Below are 24,472 nucleotides of genomic sequence, written 5' to 3' on the forward strand. Positions count from 1 at the left end.
GGGGTTCTCGGGGGCGGGAGGAACCGGGGGCACGGCGGGCAGTCGGCGCAGGACAGGACCTGCCGCGCCCCCGGAACCGAAGGGGAGTCAGACCGGCGGGGCGACGAACACGCCGGGGTCGACGTCGTTGAACGACTCCTTGGCGACGAGTTCGTTCATCGGGTTGGCCGTGCCCCACTGGTCGGCGACCTCGGGCTGGGAGAAGTCGTAGACGTGCGGGTGCCAGGTGTCCTCGTCGACGACCTCCAGCTCGGTCGTGTACTCGACGGTGTTGCCGTGCGGGTCGAGGAAGTAGGTGAAGGTGTTGTCACCCGCCGTGTGCCGGCCGGGGCCCCAGACCTTGTGGACTCCGGCCCGCAGCAGCCGTCCGGTGCCGCGCAGGTATTCGTCGATGCCGCGCATCTCGAAGGAGACGTGGTGCACGGAGGTGTGCGGGCCCTGTGCGACGGCCATCGAGTGGTGCTGATTGGAGATCCGCATGAAGTGCATGACCTCGCCCATGTGCGGCGAGCTGAGCGTGTCGGTCAGGCGGAAGCCGAGGTGGCGCTCGTACCACTCCCGGGTGCGGTTGAGATCCGGGGAATTGAGGACGACGTGGCTCAGCCTGACCGGGATCGACTCCTTCTCCTCGATCCTGCGGTGCTGTCGGGCCTCGACCTCCGCGGAGACCTCGATGGTGCGGCCGTCGACGTCGAAGAAGCGGAAGCCGTAGCCGCCGCCGGGAGTGTCGACCTTGCCCGGCTGGGAGACCAACCGCACACCGTCCGCGAGGAGTTGTTCGGCGAGGGTGTCCACGTCGGCCGGGCTCGCGGCGCCGTAGGAGACCAGGTCGAGGCGCTTCTCCTCGGCCTTGCGCAGCCGCACCACGTACTGCTCGGGGCTGCCCTCGGCGGCCAGGAAGGAGATGCCGGAGTCCTCGGCGACCTTGGTCAGGCCCCAGACGCCGGCATAGAAGGCGAGCTGTTTGTCGTAGTCCGGTACGGCGAGGTCGACGTGGCGGAGGTGGGTCAGCAGGCGTGCACTCATGAGGGGTTTCCTCCTGTGGGGGCAGGTGAGCGTGGGGGTCCGGCGAGCCGCAGCAGCGCTGCCGCGTTGCCCCCGCGTACGGCGTGGAAGTCGGCTTCGGGCAGGTGGGCGGCGCGCAGCGCCCCGAGAGGGTCTTCGGTGCCCATGTCGAAGGGGAAATCGGAGCCGAGCAGGACCCGGTCCGCGCCCGCGGCGGCGACGAGCGCGCGCAGGACGCGGGGGTCGTGGACGAGGGAGTCGAAGTGGAGCCGCTTGAGGTAACTGCTGGGCAGGTGGGCGCAGTCCGTGCCCGCGTCGGCGCGGACGGACCAGGCGTGGTCGGCGCGCCCGATATGGGTGGGGAGGTAGCCGCCGCCGTGCGCCGCGATCAGTTTCAGTCCCGGATGGCGGTCCAGGACCCCGGAGAAGACGAGGTGGGACAGCGCGACCGCGTTCTCGGTGGGCTGTCCGACGCTGTTGGACAGGTACCACCGGTCCAGCCGCTCGTCGAGGGTGCAGCCGAACGGGTGCAGGAACAGCACCGCGCCGGTTTCCGCGGCCCGCTGCCAGAAGGGCTCGTAGGCCGGGTCGGACAGTTCGCGGCCCGGCGCGTGACTGGAGATCTCCACACCCAACAGGCCCTGTTCCAAGGCGTGTTCGAGTGCCGGGACGGCCAGGTCGGGATGGTGCAAGGGGACCAGGCCCAGCCCTTTGAGCCGGTCCGGTGCGGCCGAGCAGTGGGCAGCGGTGCCTTCGTTCGCCAGCCGGCACACCTTGTCGGCGGTCGCCTCGTCCGTCCAGTGGTGGTAGTGCGACGGGGACGGGCTGACCAGCTGCACATCGACGCCCTGGGCGTCCATCGCGGCCAGCCGTACACGGGCGTCGATGAGCCGGGGGATCCGCTCGCGCACCATGGGCCCGTTGACGGCGAGCGCGGCCGGTCCGTTGCGGCGGGCGTCGAGCGCCCTTGCCTCGGCGAGACCCGGCGAGCCGTCCACCAGCGCCTCGACGGCGGGCAGCAGGACGTGGGCGTGTACATCGACCGTCGGCCAGGGGTATGGGTCGGTGCTCGTCGTGGGCTGCTGGCCGGGCGGCGCATGGGAGGTCACGGCAGGTCCCTGAGCATGGTCGACATGCGGTTGACCAGGCCGGGCAGATCGGCGTCGCGTACCCCGTCGAGCTGCCACTGCCCGATCTGCATGGAGGCGTCCACCACCGGGCGAACCCGCGCGATGCGGCGGTCGTAGTACGTCTGGAACAGTTGGTCGTCCCAGTCGTCGGTGCCGGTGAGCAGCTCGGCGAGGACCAGCGCGTCCTCCAGGGACATCGCGGCGCCCTGAGCCAGGGTGGGCGGGCAGCTGTGGGCCGCGTCGCCGATCAGCACGATCCGTCCGCGGTGCCAGGAGCCTTCCACCAGCAGCCGGTGGTACCACGTGTAGTTGACCTTCGCCGGATCGTCGATGTGTTTGACGATCTCGGTCCAGTGGCCGCCGTACCCCTGGACGAGGCTGCGCATCTCGTCGGCGTAGCTCTCGGGGCGGATGGACGCGCGAGCGCGGTTGGCCTCGACCGCGTAGGCGTAGATGGTGTCCCGGCTGGTGGGGCAGTAGCCGGCGATGTAGGCAGGGCCGCCGTAGGCGAGGTCGGTGCGCTCCAGGCCCTCGGGGCGAGGGGCGGCGATGCGCCAGATGGCCATCCCGGTCGGCACGGGTCGGTCGGCGATGCCGATCGCGGCTCGTGTGCTCGATCCCATGCCGTCCGCGGCGATCACCAGGTCGTAGCGGCCCTCGCTGCCGTCGGTGAAACGCACCCGCACGCCGTCGGCGTCCTGGTCGAAGCTCTCGGCGCGGGTGCCGAGCCGCACCGAGGCGCCGCTCGCCCGGACGGCGTCGATGAGGATGCACTGCAGCTGCGGGCGCTGTATGCCGATGGTGGCGGGCAGGTCGTCACCGCCGGTGCGGATGTCCTCGACGACGTGCAGGACGGTGCCGTCCGGGCCGGTGATGCCGAGCGATCCGAACCCGAACCCGGAGGCCCGCACCTGCTCCCACACGCCCAGCTCGCGAAGGACCCGCAGGGCGTTGCCCTGCACGGTGATGCCGGACCCCGCGGTGGCGTTCCAGTCCTCCTTGGCCTCGATGAGGTCGACGGTCAGTCCGGCCCTGCGCAGCAGGATGGTGACGGCGTTGCCGGCCGATCCGCCGCCGACGACCAGGACGGTGCGGGGTGTTCTCATGAGGGAAGTCCTTTGTTCCTGGGGTTGCTCCGCTGCGAGAGAGAGAAGCTGACGCCCCGGCGTATGAGGGCCGCGCCCTGGCGCCGCTCGGGCTCGTCGAGGGAATTGAGCGTGCCGAGCACGTCGACCTCACCCCAGCGACCCCGGTTCGAGTACGCCTTGGCGGCCTCGGCTATCGCGCCCTCGGGGGCGGGGCGGTTCACGTCCCCTCCCCGACACACCGGGTGCGCTGCACACCCAGACCGGTGATCGACCCCTCCATGACGTCGCCGTCGCGCAGCAGTCGCCCCCAGTGGATGCCGTTGCCAGCCGGGCTGCCGGTCAACACCAGGTCACCGGGCAGGAGTTGGGAGGTCTGCGAGATGTACGAGACCAGCCGAGCGATGTCGAAGAGCATGTCCTTGGTCGACTCGTCCTGCATGGTGTCGCCGTTCAGCTTCAACGTGACCCGCAGGTCGCCCGGGTCGGCGATCGACCCGGCGGGAACGATCCACGGCCCGAGCGGGGTGAAGCCGGGGGCGTTCTTGCAGCGCAGCCAGTCCGTGCCGATGGCCTTCATGTCGCGGCGGAAGACGGTGGCGCGGTCGGTGAGGTCGTTGGCGATCGTGTACCCGGCGACGTACTCCAGGGCCTCCTCGACGGACACCTGATGCGCGGGCCTGGCGATGACGGCCGCCAACTCCAGCTCCCAGTCCGGCTTTTCGGCCCAGGACGGGAGGACGACATCGTCGTACGGGCCGGTGATCGCGCTCGGCAGTCCGATGAAGACGTACGGCAGGTCCTCGGCGACCCGGCGGTCCATGACCGCGGCGATCTCCGCGCGCGCCTCCTCGGCCGTACGCGGGTCGTCGGGGGGGCGGTGGGCGACCTCCAGGTCGATCACGTGCTGCCGGTAGTTGGCGCCGGACTGAAAGATCTGGCGGGGTTCCACCGGAGCGTGCACCCGCAGGCCCTTAAGAGGCTGCCAGGCGGCCCTGTCGTCGCCGGCAAGGGCGTTCAGGCGGGGCGGGGCCTCGTCCCAGCGCTCCAGGAGCGTACGGGTGGTCAGCTCCCGCTCGCCGAGCGCGGCGCGCAGGTCGAGGGCGCGGCCGTCCGGCGTGATGAGAGCGGGAAACGGGATCCCGTCAGGGGCGGAGAGGGTGCCGAGGGCAAAAGGCCCGGCGAAAGGGGCGGCCATGGCTGCGGGTTTCACGAACGTGTCCTCCTGATTGCGACGGGACTAATGTGGCGGCAGCCCTTGGCATAGGGGAAATCGATTATTTGAATGCCGCTCATCCGTCTGACTTATCGCGCCACCGATGTCGCACGCTGGGAGTGCAGCCGTGAACCTGGCAAGCCTTGATCTCAATCTGGTCGTCGCCCTGCGCGCCCTGCTGGAGGAGCGCAACGTCACCAGGGCCGGCCGTCGCGTCGGTCTGAGCCAGCCCGCGATGAGCGGCGCGCTCGCCCGGCTGCGCCGACACTTCGACGACGACCTGCTCGCCCGCGTCGGCGGACACTACGAACTGACGGCCCTCGGCCAGGTACTGCTCGACCGCACCTCCACCGTCTGCGACCAGCTGGAACGCCTCTTCACCAGCCAGGCCGACTTCGATCCGGCGACGGAGTCCCGCGAATTCACCCTCGGGGTCAGCGACTACTCGGTGGCCGTCTTCGGGGCCGAGCTCACCCGGATCCTTGACCGTGAGGCGCCCCGCGTCCGGGTGCGCTTCGTCCAGATCCCGGCCGGCATCACCGAGATGGCCGGTGCCGTGCTGAGCACCCTGGACGGCGTGGTCATGCCGCACGGCATCATCAGCGACTTCCCCGCCACTGAGCTGTACGAGGACAGCTGGGTCTTCCTCGTCGCCGAGGACAACCCCGAGGTGGGCGACCGTCTCTCCCGCGACGACCTGGCGCGGCTGCCGTGGGTGACATACCTGCGCGCCTACGACAGCCCGGCGGTCCACCAGCTCGGCATGCTCGGGATCGAACCGCGGGTGAGCGTCTCCGTCGACAGCTTCACGGTGCTGCCCTTCCTGGTCGCCGGCACCCACCGGATCGCCCTCGTCCCGGCACTCCTCGCCGAACGCCTGCACGGCACCGCACCGGTGCGGGTCATGACGCCGCCCTACGAGACCGTCCCCCTGCGCGAGGCACTCTGGTGGCACCCCGTCCACATGCACGAAGCCGGACACATCTGGCTGCGGAACACGGCCGCCCGCGTGGCGTCGGCCGTGCAGGCACTCCCCATCCGCGGCACGGATGGCGAGGATCCGGCAGTGCGATCACGTGAGGGGTAGTCGCCGGGAACGGTCTGGCTCATAGTCGGGGCAGTCCCCGACGCCCGCTGTCCCAGGCGTGCTCCCTCCGGGTGCGCCGGTGCCCGCGCTGCGTGGCCAACCGCAGCGGTTCGGTGCCGCACCCCTGCCACCACAACGTGGAGTTCGGCATGTCCAGACCCCTTTCCCCGCCCACGCCCGTCGACAGCCTCCCCCCGAGCACCGAGAGCGGGGGAGGCTGCGCGCCCTGCTGCTGATGGCGGGCAGCTGTCTGCCGGTGCTGGGCGCCGTGCTGATCGCACCGGTCCTGCCGAAGATGCAGGAACACTTCGCGGCCGTTCCCGGCGCGAAGACCCTCGTCCCGGTCGTCCTCACCGTCCCCGCACTGGCACTGGTGCTGCTGGCCCCGTTCGCGGGGGTCATCGTGGACCGTCTCGGCCGGGTACGGCTGCTGATCGGGGCGACGCTTCTGTACGCGCTGCTCGGTACCGCCCCTCTGTGGCTGGACTCGCTCGGTGCCATCGTGATCAGCCGAGTGCTGCTCGGCATCGTCGAGGCGGCCATCATGATCTGCTGCACCACGTTGATCGGCGACTACTACAGCGGTCGGACGCGCGAACGCTACCTGGCCCTGCAGACCATGTGCGCGTCCATCTCCGCCACCGCTTTCTTCGTCATCGGTGGCGCCCTCGGTTCGGCGGGCTGGCGCGCGCCCTTCTGGATCTACGCCGTGGGCCTGCTGCTGGCCCCCGCCATGGCGCTCACCCTGTCCAAGCCCCGGCCGGCGGGCGACGCGGCACCCGAAGTTCCCGGAGGCGAGAAGAAGCAGTTCCCCGTGCGCCGGCTGGCGGGCATCTGCGCACTCACCGTGTTCGGCGCCATGGTCTTCTACCCCGTGCCCGCCGAAATGTCCTACCTGCTCGACGACCTGGGTGTGAAGTCCCCCGGCGTCATCGGCCTGGCCACCGCGATCGCCAGCGCCGCCACCGTGATCGGTTCCATCGCCTTCACCCGACTGTCCGGTGGCGCGGCCGGCAGGCTGCCCCTGGTCTTCGCCGTGTGCGCGGCCGGGTTCCTGGTGATCGCCCTGGCGAACAGCCGGTGCTCGTGATCGTCGGTGCTGTGCTCAACTGCCTGGGCACCGGGATGCTGTTGCCCTCGCTGCTCACCATCGCGATGTCCAGGCTCAGCTACGCCGACCGGGGACGCGGTACCGGTCTGTGGACGGCCGCCTTCTTCGCGGGCGAGTTCGTCTGTCCGCTGGTCGTGATCGGCCTGGAATCGGCCACCGGCAGTATGGCCCACGCCGTCGGCCTCCTCGGTCTCGCCTCGGCCCTGACGGCCGGCGGCCTGCTGCTCGCCCGTCGCCGACCGGCGCCCCGGCTCGGGACAGCGGCGTAGCGCACGCCCAGGACCGTGAGTCCTCCCGCCGTCCGGGCCTGCTCGCCGTTCCGAGGCGGCTCGCACGGTCACAGGGTCCGGTGGTGGCTGCGTCGATCAGCGCCTGAAGGTCGGAGGGTGGGGTCCTTGTCCGTCCAGGCTCGCCACCATCGGTTGAGGGTGACGGCGGGGGTGGGCCAGGAACGGACGGCCCGTAAGAGCCTGGGCCCGCGGGGCTGTTGGGGCTGGTGGTGTCCGGTTGGCCCCCTCTCCGGCCCCGCGTCGGGGCACGGGCCCGGCGCGCCGGCGTCCAGGGGACCGGGTCGCATCGACGGCCGGCTCGACGGCCCGCCCGACCCTCCCTCCCCGCAGCCAGGAAGGGGCGGGCCTCGCCCAGGCGGTTTCTGAAGGCCCCTTCGGCCCAGGGTCGCGAGTACCAGCGGTAGCGCCCAGATGGATGCTCGATGTCGTGAGGTCGTCGCGAGTCTGGTGACGCCGCGACTACCGGTCGTCCCGGTGTTCCCCGTCGAGAAGCAGGCGGACGAAGTCGCCCAGTGGTCCGATGATGTCGAGGTCCTGGTCGAGGACCCACTGCAGCTGGAGGCCGTTGAGCACCGCATGGAAGAGAGCCGCGGCGCTCTCGGGGCTGAGGCCCTCGCGCAGTCGGCCGCGGGCGGCCTCGTCGAGGAATCCTTCGGCGAACTGGGTGCGCCCGCGTTCGTAGCGCTCGACGAAGTAGCTGTGGGCGGGATGATCCGTGCGTGAGGCCGCGGCGGCGAGCTCGATCCACAGACGCATGAGCTCCGGGGACTTCTGGTGGTGACGGACGAGCTCACCGAGGTAGGGCGCGAGCTGATCGAGGCTGCCGACCTGGGCCACGCCGTGCTGCCATTCCTCGGAGTCCCGCTCGGCGAGCACCGCGGCGAGGAGCTCGTCCTTGTTGCGGAAGTGGTGGAGGAGTCCGGCGTGGGTGATTCCCGCCCGCTCCGCGATGTCCCGCAGGGAGGCCTTGGCGTAGCCGTTCTCGGCGAAACTGTCGCGCGCGGCCCGTACGATCTCTGCTCGACGGGCCGGCGTCTTGGCGTACGGCCCGCGCGGTGTTGCCTGACCCACGGTGCGCTCACTTTCCCGGCGAAGCCGGTTCGGACAGGTCGTGCGCAGCGATTGAACGCCAGAAATCTACCATATGGTTGGGATTCATTCGCCCTGCCCCGGCGCTGAGTGAAGGACGGCGCTCCGGTCGCGACGGCCTCCGGTCGCGACGGCCGGCCGAACCTCCGGTGTTCGCGGCAACCGGGCCACGGTGGTACGAACCTGCGGAGCGGACGCTGTCGGCGGTAGACATCTCCCGCCCGGCGCCGTGGCTTGCCCGGCCGGAACCGTCAGGCCCGACGCCGACGTGCACTCAGGCCCGACGCCGACGTGCACTCAGGCCCGACTCAGGCGCGTACATGGCTCAGTCGGTCGCTCCTTCGGAACGCACCAACGGCTCGTCTCCCGGGGCGCGGGCAGAGCGAGCCGACGAGGCACACGTGATACGGCGGGTGGCACGGAAGGTGCCTGTCGTGGCGGTCTCGGTCGTGCCGTCGGGGAAGACGACGCGTGCGGTGGTGGCCGGCGGAACGTCGACGGCCAGAGTCAGCTCGTCGCCGGTCGTCCGCCACTCGACGGCGATCGTGCCCTGCGGGGACTCGTGTGTGCCCCGGGCCCAGGTCAGCGACGGGTGGGGGACGGGCGCGACCTCGACGGACTCCCAGGCGACCGACCCCGGTGCCTGGCGCAGCCCCAGCGTGTGGGTGTGCAGGAAGCGGATCACCGCGCCCTTGCTGTAGTGGTTCAGGGAGTCGTGGGCGTCTCCGTTCTCGTCGATGCCCTCCCAGTCCTCCCAGATGGTCGTCGCGCCGTGGTCGAGCATGTAGAGCCAGGACGGTGCGGTGCGGCGCAGGAGCAGCTCGTAGGCCATGTCGGTGTGGCCGGTGTCGGCCAGGACGGGGAGCAGATCGCCGGTGGCGAGGAAGCCGGTGCCGAGGTGGGTGCCGGCGGACCGGATCAGTTCGACCAGTCGTGCGGCGGCGGCGGGGCGCAGCTCGGCGGGGACGAGCCCGAGGGAGAGCGCGCGCACATAGCCGGCCTGAGTGTCGCCGGTGGTGCGTCCGTCGGGGGTGAGGAACTCGGTGCGCCAGGCGTCGCGCACGTGCTCGGCGGTTTCGGCGTAGCGGGCCGCGTCTTCGGTGCGGCCCAGCACCCTTGCCACGTCGGCGAGGGTCGACGTCGAGCGGTACAGGAACGCCGTGCCTACCTCGCCCTTGTCTGCCATGAACCAGGCGACCGGATCGGTCTTGACCGGGTCGATGCGGGTGCCGTCGGCGGTCTTCGTCCTCGGCTCGGTCCACTCGCCCCAGTGGAAGGAGCCGTCCCACAGGTACCGCTCGTGCGGTCGCGGCTCGGCCGAGCGCTCGCGCCGGGAGTGGTGGCGGGCGGTGCGGGCAGTCCGCAGGGCCCACTCGACCCAGCGGACCATCGCCTCCCAGTTCTCGGCGAGAATCTCCTGGTCGCCGTAGGACTGGTACAGCTCCCAGGGCACGGCGACGATCGCGTCGCCCCAGCCGGCGGAGCCGGTCATCATGGCGAACTGGTCGTCGAGGTGATGCTTGATGCGGCGGCCGTCGGGCGAGAAGTTGGCGATCCGGCCGTCCGGCAGCTGGTCGTCGCGGACCGAGCGAAGCCATTTGCGGCTGAAGCCGAGGACGTCGTACAGGCGCGTGGCGGTCGGTGCGAAGACCTGGTAGTCGCCGGTCCAGGCGAGGCGTTCGCGAGTCGGGCAGTCCGTGGGGACATCGACGGCGTTGCCCCGGAAGCTCCAGTCGGCGATCTCGTGAAGGCGGTTGAGGTCGTCGTCGCTGCACGCGAAGCTTCCGGCGCGGCGCAGGTCGGTGTGGACGACGCGCATCGTGAGGCTCGCGGGGTCGAGAGGGGCGCCGTCGCGGCGGATGCGCGCGTACTGGAACCCGTGCACGGTGTGGCGTGGTTCGAACGTCTCCCCCCGCCCCATCGAGACGACCTCGTCGCGCTGGACGAAGGGGATCGGCTCCTCGCCGGGGCGGCTGGAATCCAGGTGAGCGGTCGTCAGATCGCCGTCAGGACCCACGTGTTCGCCGTAGTCGATGACGGTGCGGGTCCCGGCCGGGCCGAGGTCGCCGACGGCGAGCCGGCCGGAGGCGTTCTGCCCGAAGTCGGCGATCCAGAGCCCGTCCCGCAGCTGCTTGACCGACTGCGCCGGACGAGATGCGACGACGCGCACGGGCGGTGCCGGCGACCAGTCGATCGCGGCCGCCTCGACCCGGTCGACGAGGACCGGCTGTTCGGTGTCCCGTCCGGCACGGAAGTCGGTGCTCTGCCCGTCCATGAGGTCGGCCCGGGTGATGGCCGACCTGGTGCTCGTCCAGGTCTCGTCGCTGCGCACGACCTGGCGTGAGCCGTCCTCGTACGCGATGTGCAGTTCGGCACGCGCGCCGAGTACCGTGCCCCAGCCGGCCGGCAGGCGGAACGCGCCGACCTGGCCCCGGTACCAGCCGTCGGAGAGCACGATCTCGACGAGGTTGCCGCCTGCCCTGACGGCGGCCGTGACGTCCGATGCCTGGGCGTGGAGCGTACGGTCGTAGGAGGTGGATCCGGGCGACAGTTCGGCGGTGCCGGCCCGCTCGCCGTTCACGTACGCCTCGTACAGGCCGAGCGCCGTCGCGTACAGCCGCGCCGAGCGCACCCCGGCCCGTACCTCGAACCGGGCGGTCAGGGTGTGGGCCGGGCGCTTGCCGTAGCCGGGGTCGCCGGATTCGGCCGGTGAGATCCAGCGCGCCTGCCAGTCCTCGTCGAGGAGGCCGACCTCGAACGCGTTCCACTCCGACCACGGTGTGGGGCCCCCGGGGCCGTCAGCCCGGACACGCCACTCCACCTGCCTGCCGCTACCCAGCGCCGCCCATGGCCAGGGGAGGAACCGGTGCCGGCCGGGCGCGACCCGCAGCGCGGGCTGCGCGTCGCCGTCGACGGTGCACTCCAGCTCGTATCCCGCCGGGTGTCCGGTGTCCGACGGCGGCTTCCAGGACAGGCGGGGTGCGGGGCCCGACACGGCGAACTGGTCACCGCCGGTGTCGATGCGCAGATCGTACGGTGCGTTGTTCATGCTCTGCCTATTCGCGACTCGTGTTGCTGGGAACGTGGTGAACTCTGCTGGTTGCACGGTGGTCGGTTGTCCGTACGACGGTTCTCCCTGCGGTGCGTAGGGTGAAGGCGTCCCGCGGTGCGGGCGGGCGGTACGCGGGCTGTCGTTCGGTGTGCCGAGGACAGTTGGACGTGCGCGGGTGCTCCCGGAGCGCGTCGAAGCGATAGGGCCGCGATGCCGCCACAGGCGTGTCGCCGTCCTCCACCGTTCCCGGCACGGCGCCGTAGCCCGCCTGGATCCAGGGCATCGGACCCGGCCCCTTGCGCGCACCGGCGATTGCCGAGGTGCCCGCTACCGGACCGACTTGATCTTGAACTTGATGATCAGGCCGCCGGCGAACGCCAGAACCGCGCCGCTCAGGTAGAGCAGTGTGTAGTTCTTCTCCCCTCCGCTCGTGACACCGATGGTGATGACGAGCGGCGCGATGAGTGGAGCGAGGGCGCTGGGGATCTTCTGCGCGAAGGCGACGACGGCGAGATAGCGGCCGGCCTGGGCCCGGTCCGGGAGGACGGCGAACACGATCGCCTGGTCGACGGCGCTGAACATCGCGATGGCGAGCTGCATCAGCACCGCGCCGACGACGAGCTGGGGCAGCGAGTGTGCGAACGCCTCGGCGACGGCCCCGACGACGAAGATCGCGGATCCGATCACGGTGAACAGCTTGCGTCGGCCGAGCTTGTCGGAGAGGAAACCGCCCCCGATGGCGCCACCGGTCGCCGCGACCACCCCGATGATCCCGATCGCCGCGACGACGCCGGCGACCTCTTTGACGGGCATGTCGAGCCGCTGGGCGTAGAAGAAGGTCCCGAAGGTGGTGTTGAAGTACAGGCCCATGAAGAAGACGAAGCGGCCGAGCCAGTTCCAGCCGAAGTCGGGGTACTTCCGCGGATTGAAGCCGTAGCTGGCGACCAGGCCCTTGAGGCTCACCCCGCTGGTGTGCACGAGTGCGCGGGAGTCGCCCTCAGGCTTGAACAGGGGGAACAGCAACAGCATGACCGCCCCGATGACGCCCGGGACCAGGAACACCAGAAGCGTGCTGGACGCCACCGTGTACGCGATGCCGATGCCGACCACGGGAGCGATCTGGGTCATGACGCTGGTCACCGCCGAGACGCGTCCGCGCTGCTCCTCCGGCACGCGGTCGGCCTGGACGTTCTGGATCGCCTGCCCGACCGTGGACCAGCCGACCATGCCGACGACCCACGCGAGGCCCACCAGGAAGACGGTCGGTGCGACGGCGATCCCCAGGAGCCCGACCATGCCCACGGCCGTGCCGGCGAACATGAACGGTGTCCGGCGGCCCAGCCGGGAGCGCATCCGGTCGCTCCAGAAGCCGATCAGAGGGCTGAGGACCAGATAGACGACCTGGGCTGATCCGGTGACGTATCCGAGCAGTTCCTCGCGCCCGGGGACGAGGTCGTCGATCCGCACGGCCAGCGAGTAGGAGAGCGGAACCATCAGGGCCAGGGAGGCCCCGAAGCTGGCGATCATGATCCAGGCGAGGTAGCTCCTGCTGACCCTCTCCAGCGGCGGGGCCTCGATCCCGGGGGCGGGGGTCTCGGCCGGTTCCTCACCGAAGACCCCGGCCGGCCCGGAAGGCTCCCCACCGTCACCCGTCGTCGGCCCGGTCGGCGGGCCGGCCACACTGATGTCGCGGTCGTTCTGAGGCATGAGGACTCCTTCGTCTCACGAATGCCAGGTGGCGCGGCAGTCGACGGAAGTCGGCACGCGCGGTGGGGGAGGAACCGATGGGGCTGAACAGGGTGCAACGCGCGTGACCGGTCCCCTCGGTGACGGATCGCCACCGAGGGTCAGGTGCTACTGGACCGACCAGCCTCCGTCGGACGGGAGGACGGCGCCGTTGATGTTGATGCCGTCGTCACTGAGCAGAAAGGTGATGGATGCCGCCAGCTGTTCGGCGGTGGCCAGGCTAGGAATCGCCTGCTGGAAGGGGGCCAGCCGGGCGGAACCCGTCGGTGACACCTGCTCGGGCATCGGAATGCCGGTCGCCACGCCACCGGGTGCGACCGCGTTGACGCGGATGCCGTGCGGCCCGTACATGAAGGCGGTGGACCGGGTCAGGCCGATGACACCGTGCTTGGAGACGGTGTACGCGGTGCCCGAGGAGTTGCCGCGCAGCGCCGCTTCCGAGGCGACGTTGACGATCGAGCCCCTGCCGGCGGCGATCATGACCGGCAGGACGGCGCGGGACAGTTTGAAGGAGCCGGTGAGGTTGATGGCGATGACCCGGTCCCAGACCTCGTCGGAGGTCTCGTGGACCGGAGAGAAGTCGTCGTTCACCCCGGCCACGTTCGCCAGAGCGTCGATCCGGCCGTCGGCCGCATCGACGATCCGGTCGATGTCGTCCTGGCATGTGATGTCGCCGACCACGGCGGTGATCGCGCCGTCGGGGAAGGACGCGGCGAAGGCTGCGAGACGTTCGGCCGAGACGTCCACCGCGATCACACGGCCGCCTTCCCGCGCGATGCGTGAGGCGGTCGCCCGGCCGATGCCCGCGGCCGCGCCGGTGACGACGGCGGTCCTGCCGTCGAAACGTCCGGCCGTGACGCGCTCGGTCCACTGGTCGGGGTCACTGTCCTCGGCGGGCATCACGCCGTCGTTGGCCTGGAGCACCAGGTCGTCGACGACCGCCTGTGACAGCTGCCCCTGGCTGGCGGCGACGAGTTGCTGGAGGGGGAGCGTGCGGACGGGGGCGAGCATCTCCTGCGGAACCCCCGCCTGCCGCAGCAGCGCCTCGATGAGCGGTGCGCCCTTCGGGTGGGTCAGCCATGCGTCGATGGTGCTGTGTGCGGTGAGGGGACGTGGGGGAGGGGGAGTGGACATGTGGTTCGGCTCTTCTCGGGTTCTGGGCGTGCTGTCGACTGGAACGTTTCAATCACGGGTGTCGGTCAGTCGTCTGCGGTGGGACCGGGCTTACGCCCCTCCAGGCCGCTCCAGCGGCGACGCAGCGAGAACGCGGCCGTCTTCGGCCTGCGATCGCGGGTGAAGACGCCCTTCTTGTTGCCGTCGACGCGATGGATGCCGTTGGAGGTCTGGAAGTCGGCGAAGTTCCAGACGTGTTCGCCGACGAACTCGGGGATGCGGTCGAAGACGCGGTGGTATGTGGCGAGGTAGTCGCTCTGGTACTCCTCGCTCCACGGGGTGTCCCAGACGGAGTGCAGGCCGGGCTGGGTGTCGGCGCCGTACTCGGACATCATGACCGGCTTGCCGAAGCGCTGGACCCAGCCGCGGAGGTCCTGCTCCAGGTACTGCTCGGCGGTCGCCAGGTCGCCGGTGAACAGGTACCAGCCGTAGTAGCGATTGATGCTCAGCACGTCGAACAGGTCGCCGATACGGTCGTTCTGCGGGGTGGCGAACATGACGGCGGAGTAGGTGAGAGGGCGGGTCGGGTCGAGTTTGCGGGCCAGGTCGACCAGCGGCTCGAAGTACTCGCGGGCGCCGTCCTCGTTGGAGGCGGGCTCGTTGGCGAGGGACCACATCACCACGCTCGGGTGGTTCTTGTCCCGCTCGATCAGCTCCCGCAGGTGCTGGGCGTGGACGTCGCCGGTGACTCCGCCGAAGTTCTCCGGCGCGAAGGTCGGAGTCGGCGCCTGGCCGGTGAGACCGCCCATGACGCCCAGGTTGAGGCCGACGGCGGCGGTCTCGTCGATGACGACGATGCCGTGCCGGTCGGCGAAGTCGAGCACCTCCTCCGCGTACGGGTAGTGCGAGGTGCGGAAGGAGTTGGCGCCGGTCCACTCCATGAGCTGGAAGTCGTGGACGAGGTAGGCGTCGTCATGGCCCTTGCCCCGTACGGGGGTGTCCTCGTGCTTGCCGAAACCGGTGAAGTAGAACGGTTCGCCGTTGACGAGGAACTGGGTGCCCCGCACCTCGACGGTACGGACGCCGAAGGGCTGGGTGTAGCTGTCGACCACTTCTTGCGCACCGGTCTCGCTGTCGCCGACCAGCTCCACCACGAGGCCGTAGAGGTAGGCGGCGCCAGGCTGCCAGAGGGTGACGTCCTCGATGCGGAACAAGCCCTCGGGTCCGTGGGCCTCGGCCACGATCCGGCCGGTCTCGTCGACCGCGCGCACCCGGACCACGATCGCGTCGGCGGCCTCACCGGCGATCTCCACCCGGTACTCGACGACGCCGGCCGTGCCGTCCCGCCCGGTGACGACCGTGACGTCCTCGACGAAGGTCCGTGGCGTGCTGCACAGGCGTACCGGGCGGGCGATGCCCGCGTAGTTGTAGAAGTCGTGGAGATACGACTGGCGTTCGCGGCCGTCCGGGCCGGTGGTGAGGGTGCCCGGCGGGATCGTCTCGTTCGTCAGCCGGTTGTCGACGCCGACTGTCAGCCGGAACTCGGCGCCGGGGCGCACGATCCCGGTCAGGTCCGCGTCGAACGGCGTGTAGCCGCCGGTGTGTCGGGCCACCAGCCGGTCGTCCACGTAGACCTGCGCGGCGTGGGTCACGGAGCCGAAGCGCAGGACCACCCGCTCGTCCGTCCAGCCGCGCGGTACCCGCGCGTCGCGCTGGTACCAGGCGACGCCGACGTGGTCACGGATCTCCGCGTCCACGAACAGGTCGTTGTAGCTGGCGGGGACGGGGGCTTCGAGGGGCGGGGTGAGCCGTGACGTCCACGGAGTGGCGCCGGCCCGGGTGTCGAGGGCGAATCGCCAGAGGCCGTCGAGACTGACGATGTCGCGGGTCGGGCTGGTGCGGGGCGAGAGCATGGGGCTCCTACGCGTTGTTGCGGGCAGTGGCCCGAGGGGGACCGGGCGTTGGCGGGGGAGAGGGGGATCAGATCGTTTCGCCGGCGTCGGCGAGGAGCGTGCTCCCCGTCATGAAGGCCGCGAGATCGCTCGCGCAGAAGAGCACCACGCGGGCGATGTCGTCGGGGACACCGAGTCGGCCCAGCATGCTCGGCTGCATGACGGACATGAGCGCCTCGGAGTCCAGCGGGACACCGGCAGCGGTGGCGGCGGCCATGTTCCCCTCGGTCGGCACGTACGTCGGTGCGACGCCCAGGACGCGAATGCCGAGCGGTGCGAATTCGAGGGCGAGTTGCCGGGTGAGGCCGCGCGCCGCGTGCTTGGAGCCGACGTAGGCGGCGAGCCCGGGGGCCGTCCCCCGGAACCCGGCCGTGGAGACGACGTTGACGATGACGCCCCCGCTCCCGGCCTCGCGCATCCGGCGTGCGGCCTCCCGGGACCCGAGGAAGACGCCGCGCGTGTTCACGGCGAACACCTCGTCCCAGGTCTTCTCGGACATCTCCAGCGCGGGGACGCTGGGGAAGATCCCGGCGTTGTTGACCCAGATGTCGACCCCGCCGAGCTCCCGGACCGCGAGGTCGGCGGCCGCGACGACGCTTCCTGCGTCGGTGACGTCCACGTGGGCGGCCATCGCGCAGCCCGGGCGGCGGGCGTTGAGGTCCTTGGCGACGGTGATGGCGAGCTCGTGTTCGATGTCGGCGACGAGCACGTCCGCGCCTGCTTCGGCCATGCGTGCGGCGATGGCCCGGCCCAGTCCCCGGCCCGCGCCGGTCACGACGGCGCGTCGCCCGGACAGCGAGATGAGGTCGGTCAGGGATCGGGACGAGACGTCGGGTACGGATACCTGCACGGTGTGTCCTTCCGGTGGGGGTGAGGTCAGTTGAGCCCGCGACGGGCGGTCTCGCCCAGCCAGGCGAGGCTGGGCTTGGGGCGGCGCTCGAAGGTCTCGCGGTCGACCTCGACCAGCCCGAACGTCGGCGCCCAGTGGCCCCACTCGTAGTTGTCGAGGAGGCTCCAGTGCAGGTAACCGCGTACATCGACGCCGTCACCGTCGGCGATCGCCGCCTGAAGGTGCCGCAACGCCTCGTCGGTGTAGGCGATCCGGCGGGTGTCGTCGCGAGTGGCGATGCCGTTCTCGGTGACGAGGATCGGCATGCCGCCGGTGACCTCGGCGGTGTGCCGTACGGCGATGGCCAGGGCGTCGGGCCGGTAGGCGGTTCCGACGAGTGTGTTGTCGGGGTCCCGCGGGTGGGGCTCGACACCCTCCGGGCCGACCCACTGGCTGGAGTACGACTGCACGCCCACGAAGTCGTCGCCGCGTGACCCCTCCAGGTAGAGGTCCTCCCAGATGTACTCCAACTCCCGCTTCCTCTCCTCGGCCCCCGGGCGGGCGACGAAGGCGCGGTTGGCGACCGTCCAGCCGACCTTGGCGCCGGTGCGCTCGCGCAGCACCTCCCGGACGGCATGGTGCGCCTCGACCAGCCGTTCGCCGATCTTCACGTCGGGGGCCGGCGTCCTCGGCCGCGGGCCTTCCTCGTCGACGGTGGGGCTCAGCCACGGGTCGGCCGCGTGCGGGTCGTCCTGCAACGCCCGTGCCATGCCGACCATGATCGCCAGCATGTTCGGCTCGTTCATCGTGACAACCCACTCGACGCCGTCGAGGATCGGGGAGACAGCCTCGGCATACGCCCGGAACCGCTCCACGGCGCGGTCGCCGAGCCAGCCGCCCTCCTGAGCGAACCAGAGCGGGCTGGTGAAGTGGTGCAGGGTCACGACCGGGGTCAGGCCGAGCTCGAAGGCCGTCTCGATCATGCGCCGGTAGTGGGCTAGTTCCGCCCGCGAGATCATCCCGGGGACCGGCTCGATCCGGGCCCACTCGATGCCGAACCGGTAGGCGTTGAGGCCGGCGTCGGCCAGCAGTCGCATGTCCTCGCGATACCGGTGGTAGCTGTCGCAGGCGTCACCACTGCGCTCCATGCCCGGCATGTGCCCCTCGTTCGCCCAGAAGTCGCTGTTGAGGTTGTTGCCTTCGATCTGGTGCGGCGCGGTGGAGGCTCCCCAGAGGAATCCGGGGGCGAATTCGGTCATCGTCATCGTTGACTGCCTTCCTGAATGCGGGTGGTGACCCTCCGGACGGCGCCGGCGCGGGCGGCGCGGGTCGCACGGCGCGGTGGTCGGCGGCCGCCGCCCGATGAGCGTGCCGGGCACACCGCCCGGGAAGCGGAGTGCACGCGAGGGCGCTGGGTCGGGCGCCAACTATTACCAGGTGGTTGGTTTTCGGTGGGAACATAGACCCGGCGTGCAAGGGCGCGAAAGGCTGCCCTTCGACTTCGTTACCGAAGCGTTATCCGAAGCCGGCGGGTGTGTGTGCCGAACGGTCGGCGAGGCAGGGGCCCGGCGTCATCGGCTCACTCCGCGGCCCTGCCCTGCGGTCTCGGTGCTCCCGACCCCCTCGCCGGCGGGGTCTGGCCGACCGCGGGGCCGCTCGGGCGACGGGGGTGCGTCGACCTCTTCCGTCGCCGCGCCGATGGCGCCGTTCCGCTCGCCGGATGCGGAGGGTCTACGTCGCGGGCCGAACCCTGTCCGAACCCTGTCCGGCGTGAGTCATCGACTCCAGGCCATTGTGTTTCGGCCGAAGTTGTTCATAAGCTTTCCACTTGGAAGGTATTGAAACGATTCAATACCCATGGCGGGGAGGACCCCCTGCTGCAGCGCGGAGCGCTGACACGAAAGGAATCTGAGCCGTGGCCGAGGAGAACAGAACCGCGTTGACCCGCAGACACGTGATCGGCATCATGACGGCCGCAGCAGCCGGGGCCTCGCTCCCGCTCGCGGCCGCGCCGTGCGCAGTGGCGGCGAGCGGGGTGGCATCGGGCGGGAACGGTTCATCACCCACGGACCTTGAGGTCAACTCCCGGGTCGCACCGCTGGGCACGGAGACCGCGCCGACGTTCAGCTGGGTGCCTCCGGTGGCCAGGCAGACCGCGTACGAGATCCAGGTCGGCACCGGGCCGGGCAGAGCCGACGTCTGGCGCAGCGGCAGAGTGGCACGCTCCAGCAGCACGGAAGTCACGTACGGGGGCGGTGCGTTGCGGTCGGAGCAGACGTACTTCTGGCGGGTGCGGACCTGGGACGAGCAAGGTGCACCCGGGCCCTGGAGCGAGCCCGCGACCTGGGAGACCGGCCTGCTGAAGGGCGAGAAGGACTGGTCGGGCGCACAGTGGATCGGCGGCCGCGAGACGCAGGACCATGACTGGCAGGACCTGACCGCCACCGTCGTCTTCCGTGGCGGCCCCGACGCCGCCGGCGGGCTGTCCCTGCTGCTGCGCGCCGAACCCATCGGCAAGACCTGGGGCGAGGGACTCAACTGGACCGTCCGCCAGAGCGGCGACGACATGCAGCTGGCCATGAGGACCAGCCACTACGCCGGCAACACCTGGGTGGACGACGGCACCTCCGAGCCCGACTGGGGGATCAACCACCACGACCCGCAGAGCGAGACCAACCCCACCACCGCGGGCACCCGCAGCGTCCCGGTCGGCACGGTCCCCCTGCCCGCCTCGACCGGGCTGACCAAGAGCACTTGGTCGACGAGCGACCACACGGTGGTGGTCACGGTGAGCGGGCTCACCGTGACCACCACCGTCAACGGCGTCGAGGTCGACAGCCGTACGCTCACCGGGGACCAGATCCGCCGCCACGGCAGCTTCGGCTTCGCCGGCGGCACCTCCGCCACCGTCCGCAGTGTCGAGGTGACCGGCACCGGGGCACCCGACTTCTCCGCCGACCTGACGACGGGCGCCAACCCGTTCGAGAACGGCATCGGCACCCTCGCCGGCCTGACCTTCCCGCCCAAGAACCCGTACATCCCGTCGAAGAACAGCGTGCTGCCGATCGCCAACCCGGCCCCCGTGCTGCGCCGTGCGTTCACCCTGCCCCGCGAGCGCCGCATCGCCAAGGCCCGCCTGCACCTGAGCGCCGCGGGCACCGTCACCTTCACCGTCAACGGCGACCCGATCACCGTCGACGGCAGGCGGGCGAACCGCGGCCGGACCAACGTGGCCCGGCTGCTCACCGACCAGAGCACCTACGACCGCACGGTGCTCTACGACACCTTCGACGTGACCGAACTGCTGCACGTCGGCCGCGAGAACGTCGTCGCCGCCGAACTCGGGCGCGGCTGGTACGGCGTGACCACGCCCCAGGAGTGGTACTGGCAGCTCGCGCCCTACGTGGGACAGCCCCGTCTGCGCGCGAAGCTCATCGTGACGTACAGCGACGGCTCCCGCACCACGCTCGTGACGGACGAGGACTGGCTCGTCGCGGACGGGCCCACGACCTTCGACTCGGTGTACTCGGGAGAGAAGTACGATGCCCGGCGTGCGGACCAGCTGGGGGAGTGGCGCTCGGTCGGCTACCGCACCGGCCGAGACTGGCGCCCGGCCACCGTGCTGATCCCGCCGGGCAGTTGCTCCGGCCCCTCGCCCAAGTACCACGGTGCGCTGCCCGCCACGACGATTCCCGACGGCTTCAAGCCTGCCGTCCTGCGCTCCCACGAGGCGGAGCCGGTGCTGGTCGACCAGACGCTGCGCCCGGTCTCGATCACTGAGACGGCCCCCGGCTCGGGGAACTGGGTCCTGGACTACGGCCAGATCCTCACCGGCCTTGTCCGTCTGCAGCTCACTGGCATACGCCCGGACAGGGCGGGCCTCACCCTGCGGATCCGCGGGGGCAACCGGATCGTCGGCGGAGACGGCACGACCGCCTCCCCGCTCTCCGTCGAAGAGGAGAACTTCCAGCACGACGCCAACCTTCAGACGCACTACTACACCCTCGGCAGAGCGTCGACGCAGACCTGGGAGCAGCGGTTCAGCCACTTCGGCTTCCGCTACCTGGAAGTCATGAACCTGGAGGCGGTCCTCGGACGCGCCCCCGACCTGAAGCGGGACGCGGACCTGCTCACCGTCGGCGTCGCCCGCACCGGCTTCGCCCGCACGGGCAGCTTCACCACCGACAACGCCCTGCTCAACCGCCTCCAGCGGAACCTGGAGTGGGCCGAGCAGAACAACCTCGTCCAGAAGCCCACCGACACCCCCTCACGCGAGAAGAACGGCTGGACCGGCGACGCCATGGCCAGCTCCGAGTCCGAATCCCTCACCTGGGACGTCAACGCCGTCCTCACCAACTGGCTGCGCCACTTCCCAGACAACCAGATCTCGACCGGCCAGCTGCCCATGTTCGTTCCCATCGCCAAGGGCGGCTACGGCTACGACCGCACCCCCGGCTGGAACGCCGCGTGGAAGGCGGTCCCCGCCTGGGACTCGGCGTACTTCGTCATCCCGATGGAGCTGTACACGTATTACGGCAACAGCAGCCTGTTCGCCGAGCTGTACGACCACCAGGACACGCTCCTGAAGTACTACGAGACCCTCTTCACCCCCGAGAACGACTACCGGTTCGAAGCCTCTCTCGGCGCCTACTCCGGCGCCGAGAGTCCCGGCAGCAACGCCGTCATCAGCCTCGCCTTCTACATCCACTTCTGCGACTACATGGACGAGGTGGGCCGCAAGGTCGGCCGCTCCCGACGTGCCGCCCACTACGCACGGTTGGCGAGCACCCTGCGCAAGGCGTTCATCGCGAACTATTGGGACGCGTCCAAGGGATACTTCACCCAGGGCAGCATCTCCAGCGAGAACACCCTGGCCATCGCCTTCGACCTGGTGCCCGGTTCGGACCTGGAGCCGGACGATCCCCGCCACCTCGCCGGCACGAGAACGGTCGAGGAGAACAAGAAGGCCCTCGCGAAGCTCCTCGCCGACCGGATAGTCGCCGCGGACCAGCACATCCAGAACGACATGTACGGCTCTCGCTACGAGTTCAACATCCTCAGCGAATACGGCTACACGGACATCGCGCTGAAGGCTGTCACCCAGACCGGCGTGCCCGGCTACGTGCACCAGATCGCCAGGGGTGCCACCTCGCTGTGGGAGCAATGGACCGACCGCCTCTCGGTGAACCACCACTACCGCTCCAACGTGGCCACCTGGTTCTATCAGAGCCTGGCCGGCATCAGGCCGACCTCGACCGCCTACGAGACGCTGCGGATCCGGCCGTACATCCCCTCGGTCGCGGTCAACAGCCGTATCCCGAAGGACACTCAGGACACCGCACTGTCACCCGCGACCCTCGACCACGTCGGCGCCGTCATCGACACCGTGCGCGGCAGGGTGACCTCGCGGTGGCGGCGCCGCGCGGACGGCAGGATCGCTCTCGCGGTGACCGTGCCGTACAACACCGACGCGGAGATCTGGGTCCCGACTCAGGGCAAGTCCGTCACCGCACCGCGAGGTGTCACCTTCGTGCGCGACGACACCTCGGGCGGCGCGGCCTACAAGGTCTACCGGGCCCGGGCGGGCCGGTACCGCTTCAACGCCGGGTGACCCGAACCTGAGGGAGGCGCGCTCGCCGATGGGTCCCGGCGATGCGAGCCGCCGTACGGCACGGTGATCCTCGGCCGGCAAACGAACCGGTTCGTTACGCTGGAGGCATGGCATATGACTCGGCAGCGACCAGAGAACGCATCCTCGCGGCGGCGACTGCGGAGTTCGCCGCGCACGGGGTCGCCGGTGCCCGGGTGGATCGTATCGCTGCCCAGGCCAAGGCCAACAAGCGTGCCCTCTATGACTACTTCGGAGACAAGAACAAGCTGTTCGCCGTCGTCGTCGAACGGGTGCTGGCCGACCTGGCCGAGGCCGTTCCGCCCAGCGGCGATCTGCCCGGCTACGCCGAGCGGCTCTTCGACTACCACCGCGCCCACCCCGAGGCACTCCGGCTGGTCATGTGGGAGGCCTTGGAGATCGGTGAACAGCCCGTCCCGGCCGAGGAGGCCCGCACGCGCCACTACCAGGACAAGGTCGACTCAGCCGCGTCCGGCGGACAGGGCGGCGACGCCCGTACCCGCGTGTTCTTCACCCTCGCCCTGGCCGGCTGGAGCATCGCCATGCCCCAGCTGCGGCGCATGGTCCTCGGGCCCGGCCACAGCCTGGAGGACCTTCGCGGGGAGGTCGCCCGAGCTGTAGCGAGCCTGCCCCGCGAGTGAGGGAATCGCCGGGCCCGCGACAGGGGCGCCGACGCCGTCGGTAGGGCAGGTTCCGGTCCGCCGGGGCTGGAGGCAGGGAACGAACTGGTTCGCTTGACCGCTTTCGCGCACCGTGCCACGGTAGAGCGAACCATCCAGTTCGTTCGATTGGAGTCGTGGCATGGACCGCACCTCTGAGCCCGCCTCGTCGACCCCAGCGGAACTGAGCGGTCGGCTGTCTCTGGTGATGGCACTGGCCTGCGGCGTCGGTGTGGCCAACGTGTACTTCCCGCAGGCGATCACGCCGCTGATCGCCCACGGTTTCGGCGTCGGCCAGGGGGCGGCGACCGTGTTGGCCACCGTCACCCAGTTCGGTTACGCCGTCGGTATCTTCCTGCTGGTGCCGCTCGGCGATCGGCTGCCCCGCCGTCCGCTGATCTCAGCGTTGCTGGCCGTGACCGCGCTCGCTCTCCTGGCAGCCGGTCTGGCCCCCGCCATCGGCCCACTCCTCGCCGCCGGTGCCGTGGTCGGTGTCGCCACGGTGGTGCCGCAGATCCTGTTGCCCATGGCCGCGGGCCTGGTGGGGCCCGAGCGGCGGGGCGCTGTCACCGGCACCCTCCAGGCCGGGCTGATCGGTGGCATTCTGCTGGCCCGCGCCTTCGGCGGTGTACTGGGCCAACACCTCGGCTGGCGCGCCCCGTACCTGGTGGCGGCCCTGGTCACCGGACTGCTGGCTCTCGCCCTCGGCTTCGCTCTGCCGCGCAGTGTTCCGACCGTGCGCGACCGCTATCCCACCCTGCTGGCCGACACGCTGCGGCTCTTGAGCCGCGAGCCGCTGCTGCGGCGCTCGATCTACTTCCAGATCACCGTCTTCGGTGCGTTCAGCGCCGCCTGGACCGCGGTCGCTCTGCTGATCACGGGCCCGCGCTACGACATGGGAACCCAGGCGGTGGGCCTGCTCGCGCTGATCGGCGCGGCCAGCATGTTCCTGGCGCCCGCGGCCGGCCGCCGGGTCGACCGGTATGGCGCCGATCGCGTCAACCTGTGGTGCATTCTGCTCGCCCTCGCCTCCGGCGCCGTGCTGCTGACCGGCCTCGCGGGCGGCCTCGCCGGATTCGTCGGCCTCGCCGCGGGACTGCTCCTGATCGACGTGGCCGTACAGTGCGGCCAGGTGGCCAACCAGGCCCGCATCTTCGCCCTGCGTCCCGAGGTGCGAAGCCGCCTCAACACGGGGTACATGACCTGCGGCTTCGTCGGTGCCGGCGCCGGCTCCTGGCTCGGCACGCGCGCCTACACCCAACTGGGCTGGGGTGCCGTCTGCGCCCTCGTCGGCGTGGCCGCGTTCCTCGCCCTCGGCGCCTACGCGGCCGGCCGTGAGGAAGGCCGCGCCGCTTCTCCGACCGCCGCGCCGAGCCGGGGCCGGCAGACGACGACAACGCCGTAGGCGCGGCGCGCACGAGGCGGCCCCGCCACCATCCCGCGCCCATTCCCGGGAGGACTCTCATGAACGAGCGGACA

At 70.5% G+C, this 24,472-nt stretch carries 17 protein-coding genes and 2 pseudogenes; 6 read left to right on the plus strand and 13 right to left on the minus strand.

The genetic code is table 11. The features are described 5' to 3' along the window. Nucleotides 1–87: 87 nt before the first annotated feature. The 5 genes and pseudogenes from STRBO_RS0122630 to STRBO_RS0122650 all read right to left on the minus strand — a co-directional run bounded on the left by STRBO_RS0122630 (nt 88) and on the right by STRBO_RS0122650 (nt 4,418). Entirely contained in the window at nt 88–1,026 is a 939-nt protein-coding gene (locus tag STRBO_RS0122630; protein WP_005473453.1) for a VOC family protein, read from the minus strand. Next, nucleotides 1,023–2,114 (minus strand): amidohydrolase family protein, encoded by a 1,092-nt coding sequence (locus tag STRBO_RS0122635; protein ID WP_005473452.1) that lies wholly within the window; start codon nt 2,112–2,114, stop codon nt 1,023–1,025. The genes STRBO_RS0122630 and STRBO_RS0122635 overlap by 4 nt, the downstream gene beginning before the upstream one ends. Then, on the minus strand, nt 2,111–3,241 hold the full coding sequence (locus STRBO_RS0122640) for an FAD-dependent oxidoreductase (RefSeq protein ID WP_005473451.1): 1,131 nt from the start codon (nt 3,239–3,241) through the stop codon (nt 2,111–2,113). The genes STRBO_RS0122635 and STRBO_RS0122640 overlap by 4 nt, the downstream gene beginning before the upstream one ends. Nucleotides 3,242–3,270: 29 nt before the next feature. After that, nucleotides 3,271–3,444 (minus strand): annotated as a pseudogene (locus STRBO_RS0122645) (cyclase); the annotation flags it as partial. Further along, entirely contained in the window at nt 3,441–4,418 is a 978-nt protein-coding gene (locus tag STRBO_RS0122650) for a fumarylacetoacetate hydrolase family protein (RefSeq protein ID WP_005473447.1), read from the minus strand. The pseudogene STRBO_RS0122645 and the gene STRBO_RS0122650, both read right to left, overlap by 4 nt. Before the next feature lie 145 nt (nt 4,419–4,563). Between STRBO_RS0122650 and STRBO_RS0122655 the strand changes: the two genes are divergently transcribed. The 3 genes from STRBO_RS0122655 to STRBO_RS45980 all read left to right on the plus strand — a co-directional run bounded on the left by STRBO_RS0122655 (nt 4,564) and on the right by STRBO_RS45980 (nt 6,903). Continuing rightward, the gene (locus STRBO_RS0122655; RefSeq protein WP_005473445.1) at nt 4,564–5,523 is read left to right on the plus strand and encodes a LysR family transcriptional regulator; all 960 of its coding nucleotides are present in this window, start codon (nt 4,564–4,566) and stop codon (nt 5,521–5,523) included. A gap of 235 nt (nt 5,524–5,758) precedes the next feature. Beyond that, nucleotides 5,759–6,613 (plus strand): MFS transporter, encoded by an 855-nt coding sequence (locus tag STRBO_RS40360; RefSeq protein WP_425336023.1) that lies wholly within the window; start codon nt 5,759–5,761, stop codon nt 6,611–6,613. After that, on the plus strand, nt 6,610–6,903 hold the full coding sequence (locus STRBO_RS45980; RefSeq protein WP_005473438.1) for an LPXTG cell wall anchor domain-containing protein: 294 nt from the start codon (nt 6,610–6,612) through the stop codon (nt 6,901–6,903). The genes STRBO_RS40360 and STRBO_RS45980 overlap by 4 nt, the downstream gene beginning before the upstream one ends. A gap of 68 nt (nt 6,904–6,971) precedes the next feature. Here STRBO_RS45980 and STRBO_RS45985 read toward each other — a convergent pair. The 8 genes and pseudogenes from STRBO_RS45985 to STRBO_RS0122695 all read right to left on the minus strand — a co-directional run. After that, nucleotides 6,972–7,205: pseudogene (locus STRBO_RS45985) on the minus strand (IS701 family transposase); the annotation flags it as partial. 178 nt (nt 7,206–7,383) lie between these two features. After that, nucleotides 7,384–7,995 (minus strand): TetR/AcrR family transcriptional regulator, encoded by a 612-nt coding sequence (locus STRBO_RS0122665; RefSeq protein ID WP_005473437.1) that lies wholly within the window; start codon nt 7,993–7,995, stop codon nt 7,384–7,386. Nucleotides 7,996–8,338: 343 nt separating this feature from the next. Then, nucleotides 8,339–11,062: a family 78 glycoside hydrolase catalytic domain gene (locus tag STRBO_RS0122670; RefSeq protein WP_005473435.1), complete on the minus strand. Its 2,724-nt coding sequence runs from the start codon at nt 11,060–11,062 to the stop codon at nt 8,339–8,341. A 330-nt stretch (nt 11,063–11,392) separates the two neighbouring features. Continuing rightward, nucleotides 11,393–12,772: an MFS transporter gene (locus STRBO_RS0122675; protein WP_005473433.1), complete on the minus strand. Its 1,380-nt coding sequence runs from the start codon at nt 12,770–12,772 to the stop codon at nt 11,393–11,395. 147 nt (nt 12,773–12,919) lie between these two features. Beyond that, nucleotides 12,920–13,945 (minus strand): SDR family NAD(P)-dependent oxidoreductase, encoded by a 1,026-nt coding sequence (locus STRBO_RS0122680; RefSeq protein ID WP_005473430.1) that lies wholly within the window; start codon nt 13,943–13,945, stop codon nt 12,920–12,922. A gap of 65 nt (nt 13,946–14,010) precedes the next feature. Further along, complete coding sequence (gene uidA, locus STRBO_RS0122685; protein WP_005473428.1) at nt 14,011–15,837, minus strand: beta-glucuronidase; 1,827 nt, start codon at nt 15,835–15,837, stop codon at nt 14,011–14,013. A gap of 67 nt (nt 15,838–15,904) precedes the next feature. Further along, on the minus strand, nt 15,905–16,726 hold the full coding sequence (locus STRBO_RS0122690; RefSeq protein WP_005473425.1) for an SDR family NAD(P)-dependent oxidoreductase: 822 nt from the start codon (nt 16,724–16,726) through the stop codon (nt 15,905–15,907). Between the two features lie 26 nt (nt 16,727–16,752). Then, nucleotides 16,753–17,970, minus strand: a complete 1,218-nt coding sequence (locus STRBO_RS0122695; protein WP_005473423.1) for a glycoside hydrolase family 1 protein — start codon at nt 17,968–17,970, stop codon at nt 16,753–16,755. A 650-nt stretch (nt 17,971–18,620) separates the two neighbouring features. Between STRBO_RS0122695 and STRBO_RS0122700 the strand changes: the two genes are divergently transcribed. From STRBO_RS0122700 to STRBO_RS0122710, 3 genes are all read left to right on the plus strand, one after another. After that, complete coding sequence (locus tag STRBO_RS0122700; RefSeq protein WP_020114809.1) at nt 18,621–22,316, plus strand: family 78 glycoside hydrolase catalytic domain; 3,696 nt, start codon at nt 18,621–18,623, stop codon at nt 22,314–22,316. Between the two features lie 107 nt (nt 22,317–22,423). Continuing rightward, the gene (locus tag STRBO_RS0122705; protein WP_020114810.1) at nt 22,424–22,975 is read left to right on the plus strand and encodes a TetR/AcrR family transcriptional regulator; all 552 of its coding nucleotides are present in this window, start codon (nt 22,424–22,426) and stop codon (nt 22,973–22,975) included. Between the two features lie 160 nt (nt 22,976–23,135). Then, on the plus strand, nt 23,136–24,398 hold the full coding sequence (locus STRBO_RS0122710; protein WP_005473417.1) for an MFS transporter: 1,263 nt from the start codon (nt 23,136–23,138) through the stop codon (nt 24,396–24,398). The last annotated feature ends 74 nt before the right edge of the window (nt 24,399–24,472 follow it).

Source organism: Streptomyces bottropensis ATCC 25435 (assembly GCF_000383595.1).
Lineage (GTDB): Bacteria > Actinomycetota > Actinomycetes > Streptomycetales > Streptomycetaceae > Streptomyces > Streptomyces bottropensis.

Excerpts from the sequence above, each read along its gene's own strand:
- STRBO_RS0122650 (WP_005473447.1), bottom strand. The coding sequence starts at position 4,418 with ATGGCCGCCCCTTTCGCCGGGCCTTTTGCCCTCGGCACCCTCTCCGCC.
- STRBO_RS0122705 (WP_020114810.1), top strand. The coding sequence starts at position 22,424 with ATGGCATATGACTCGGCAGCGACCAGAGAACGCATCCTCGCGGCGGCG.
- STRBO_RS0122630 (WP_005473453.1), bottom strand. The coding sequence starts at position 1,026 with ATGAGTGCACGCCTGCTGACCCACCTCCGCCACGTCGACCTCGCCGTA.
- STRBO_RS0122675 (WP_005473433.1), bottom strand. The coding sequence starts at position 12,772 with ATGCCTCAGAACGACCGCGACATCAGTGTGGCCGGCCCGCCGACCGGG.
- STRBO_RS0122680 (WP_005473430.1), bottom strand. The coding sequence starts at position 13,945 with ATGTCCACTCCCCCTCCCCCACGTCCCCTCACCGCACACAGCACCATC.
- STRBO_RS0122640 (WP_005473451.1), bottom strand. The coding sequence starts at position 3,241 with ATGAGAACACCCCGCACCGTCCTGGTCGTCGGCGGCGGATCGGCCGGC.
- STRBO_RS0122695 (WP_005473423.1), bottom strand. The coding sequence starts at position 17,970 with ATGACGATGACCGAATTCGCCCCCGGATTCCTCTGGGGAGCCTCCACC.
- STRBO_RS0122710 (WP_005473417.1), top strand. The coding sequence starts at position 23,136 with ATGGACCGCACCTCTGAGCCCGCCTCGTCGACCCCAGCGGAACTGAGC.
- STRBO_RS0122670 (WP_005473435.1), bottom strand. The coding sequence starts at position 11,062 with ATGAACAACGCACCGTACGATCTGCGCATCGACACCGGCGGTGACCAG.
- uidA (WP_005473428.1), bottom strand. The coding sequence starts at position 15,837 with ATGCTCTCGCCCCGCACCAGCCCGACCCGCGACATCGTCAGTCTCGAC.
- STRBO_RS40360 (WP_425336023.1), top strand. The coding sequence starts at position 5,759 with ATGGCGGGCAGCTGTCTGCCGGTGCTGGGCGCCGTGCTGATCGCACCG.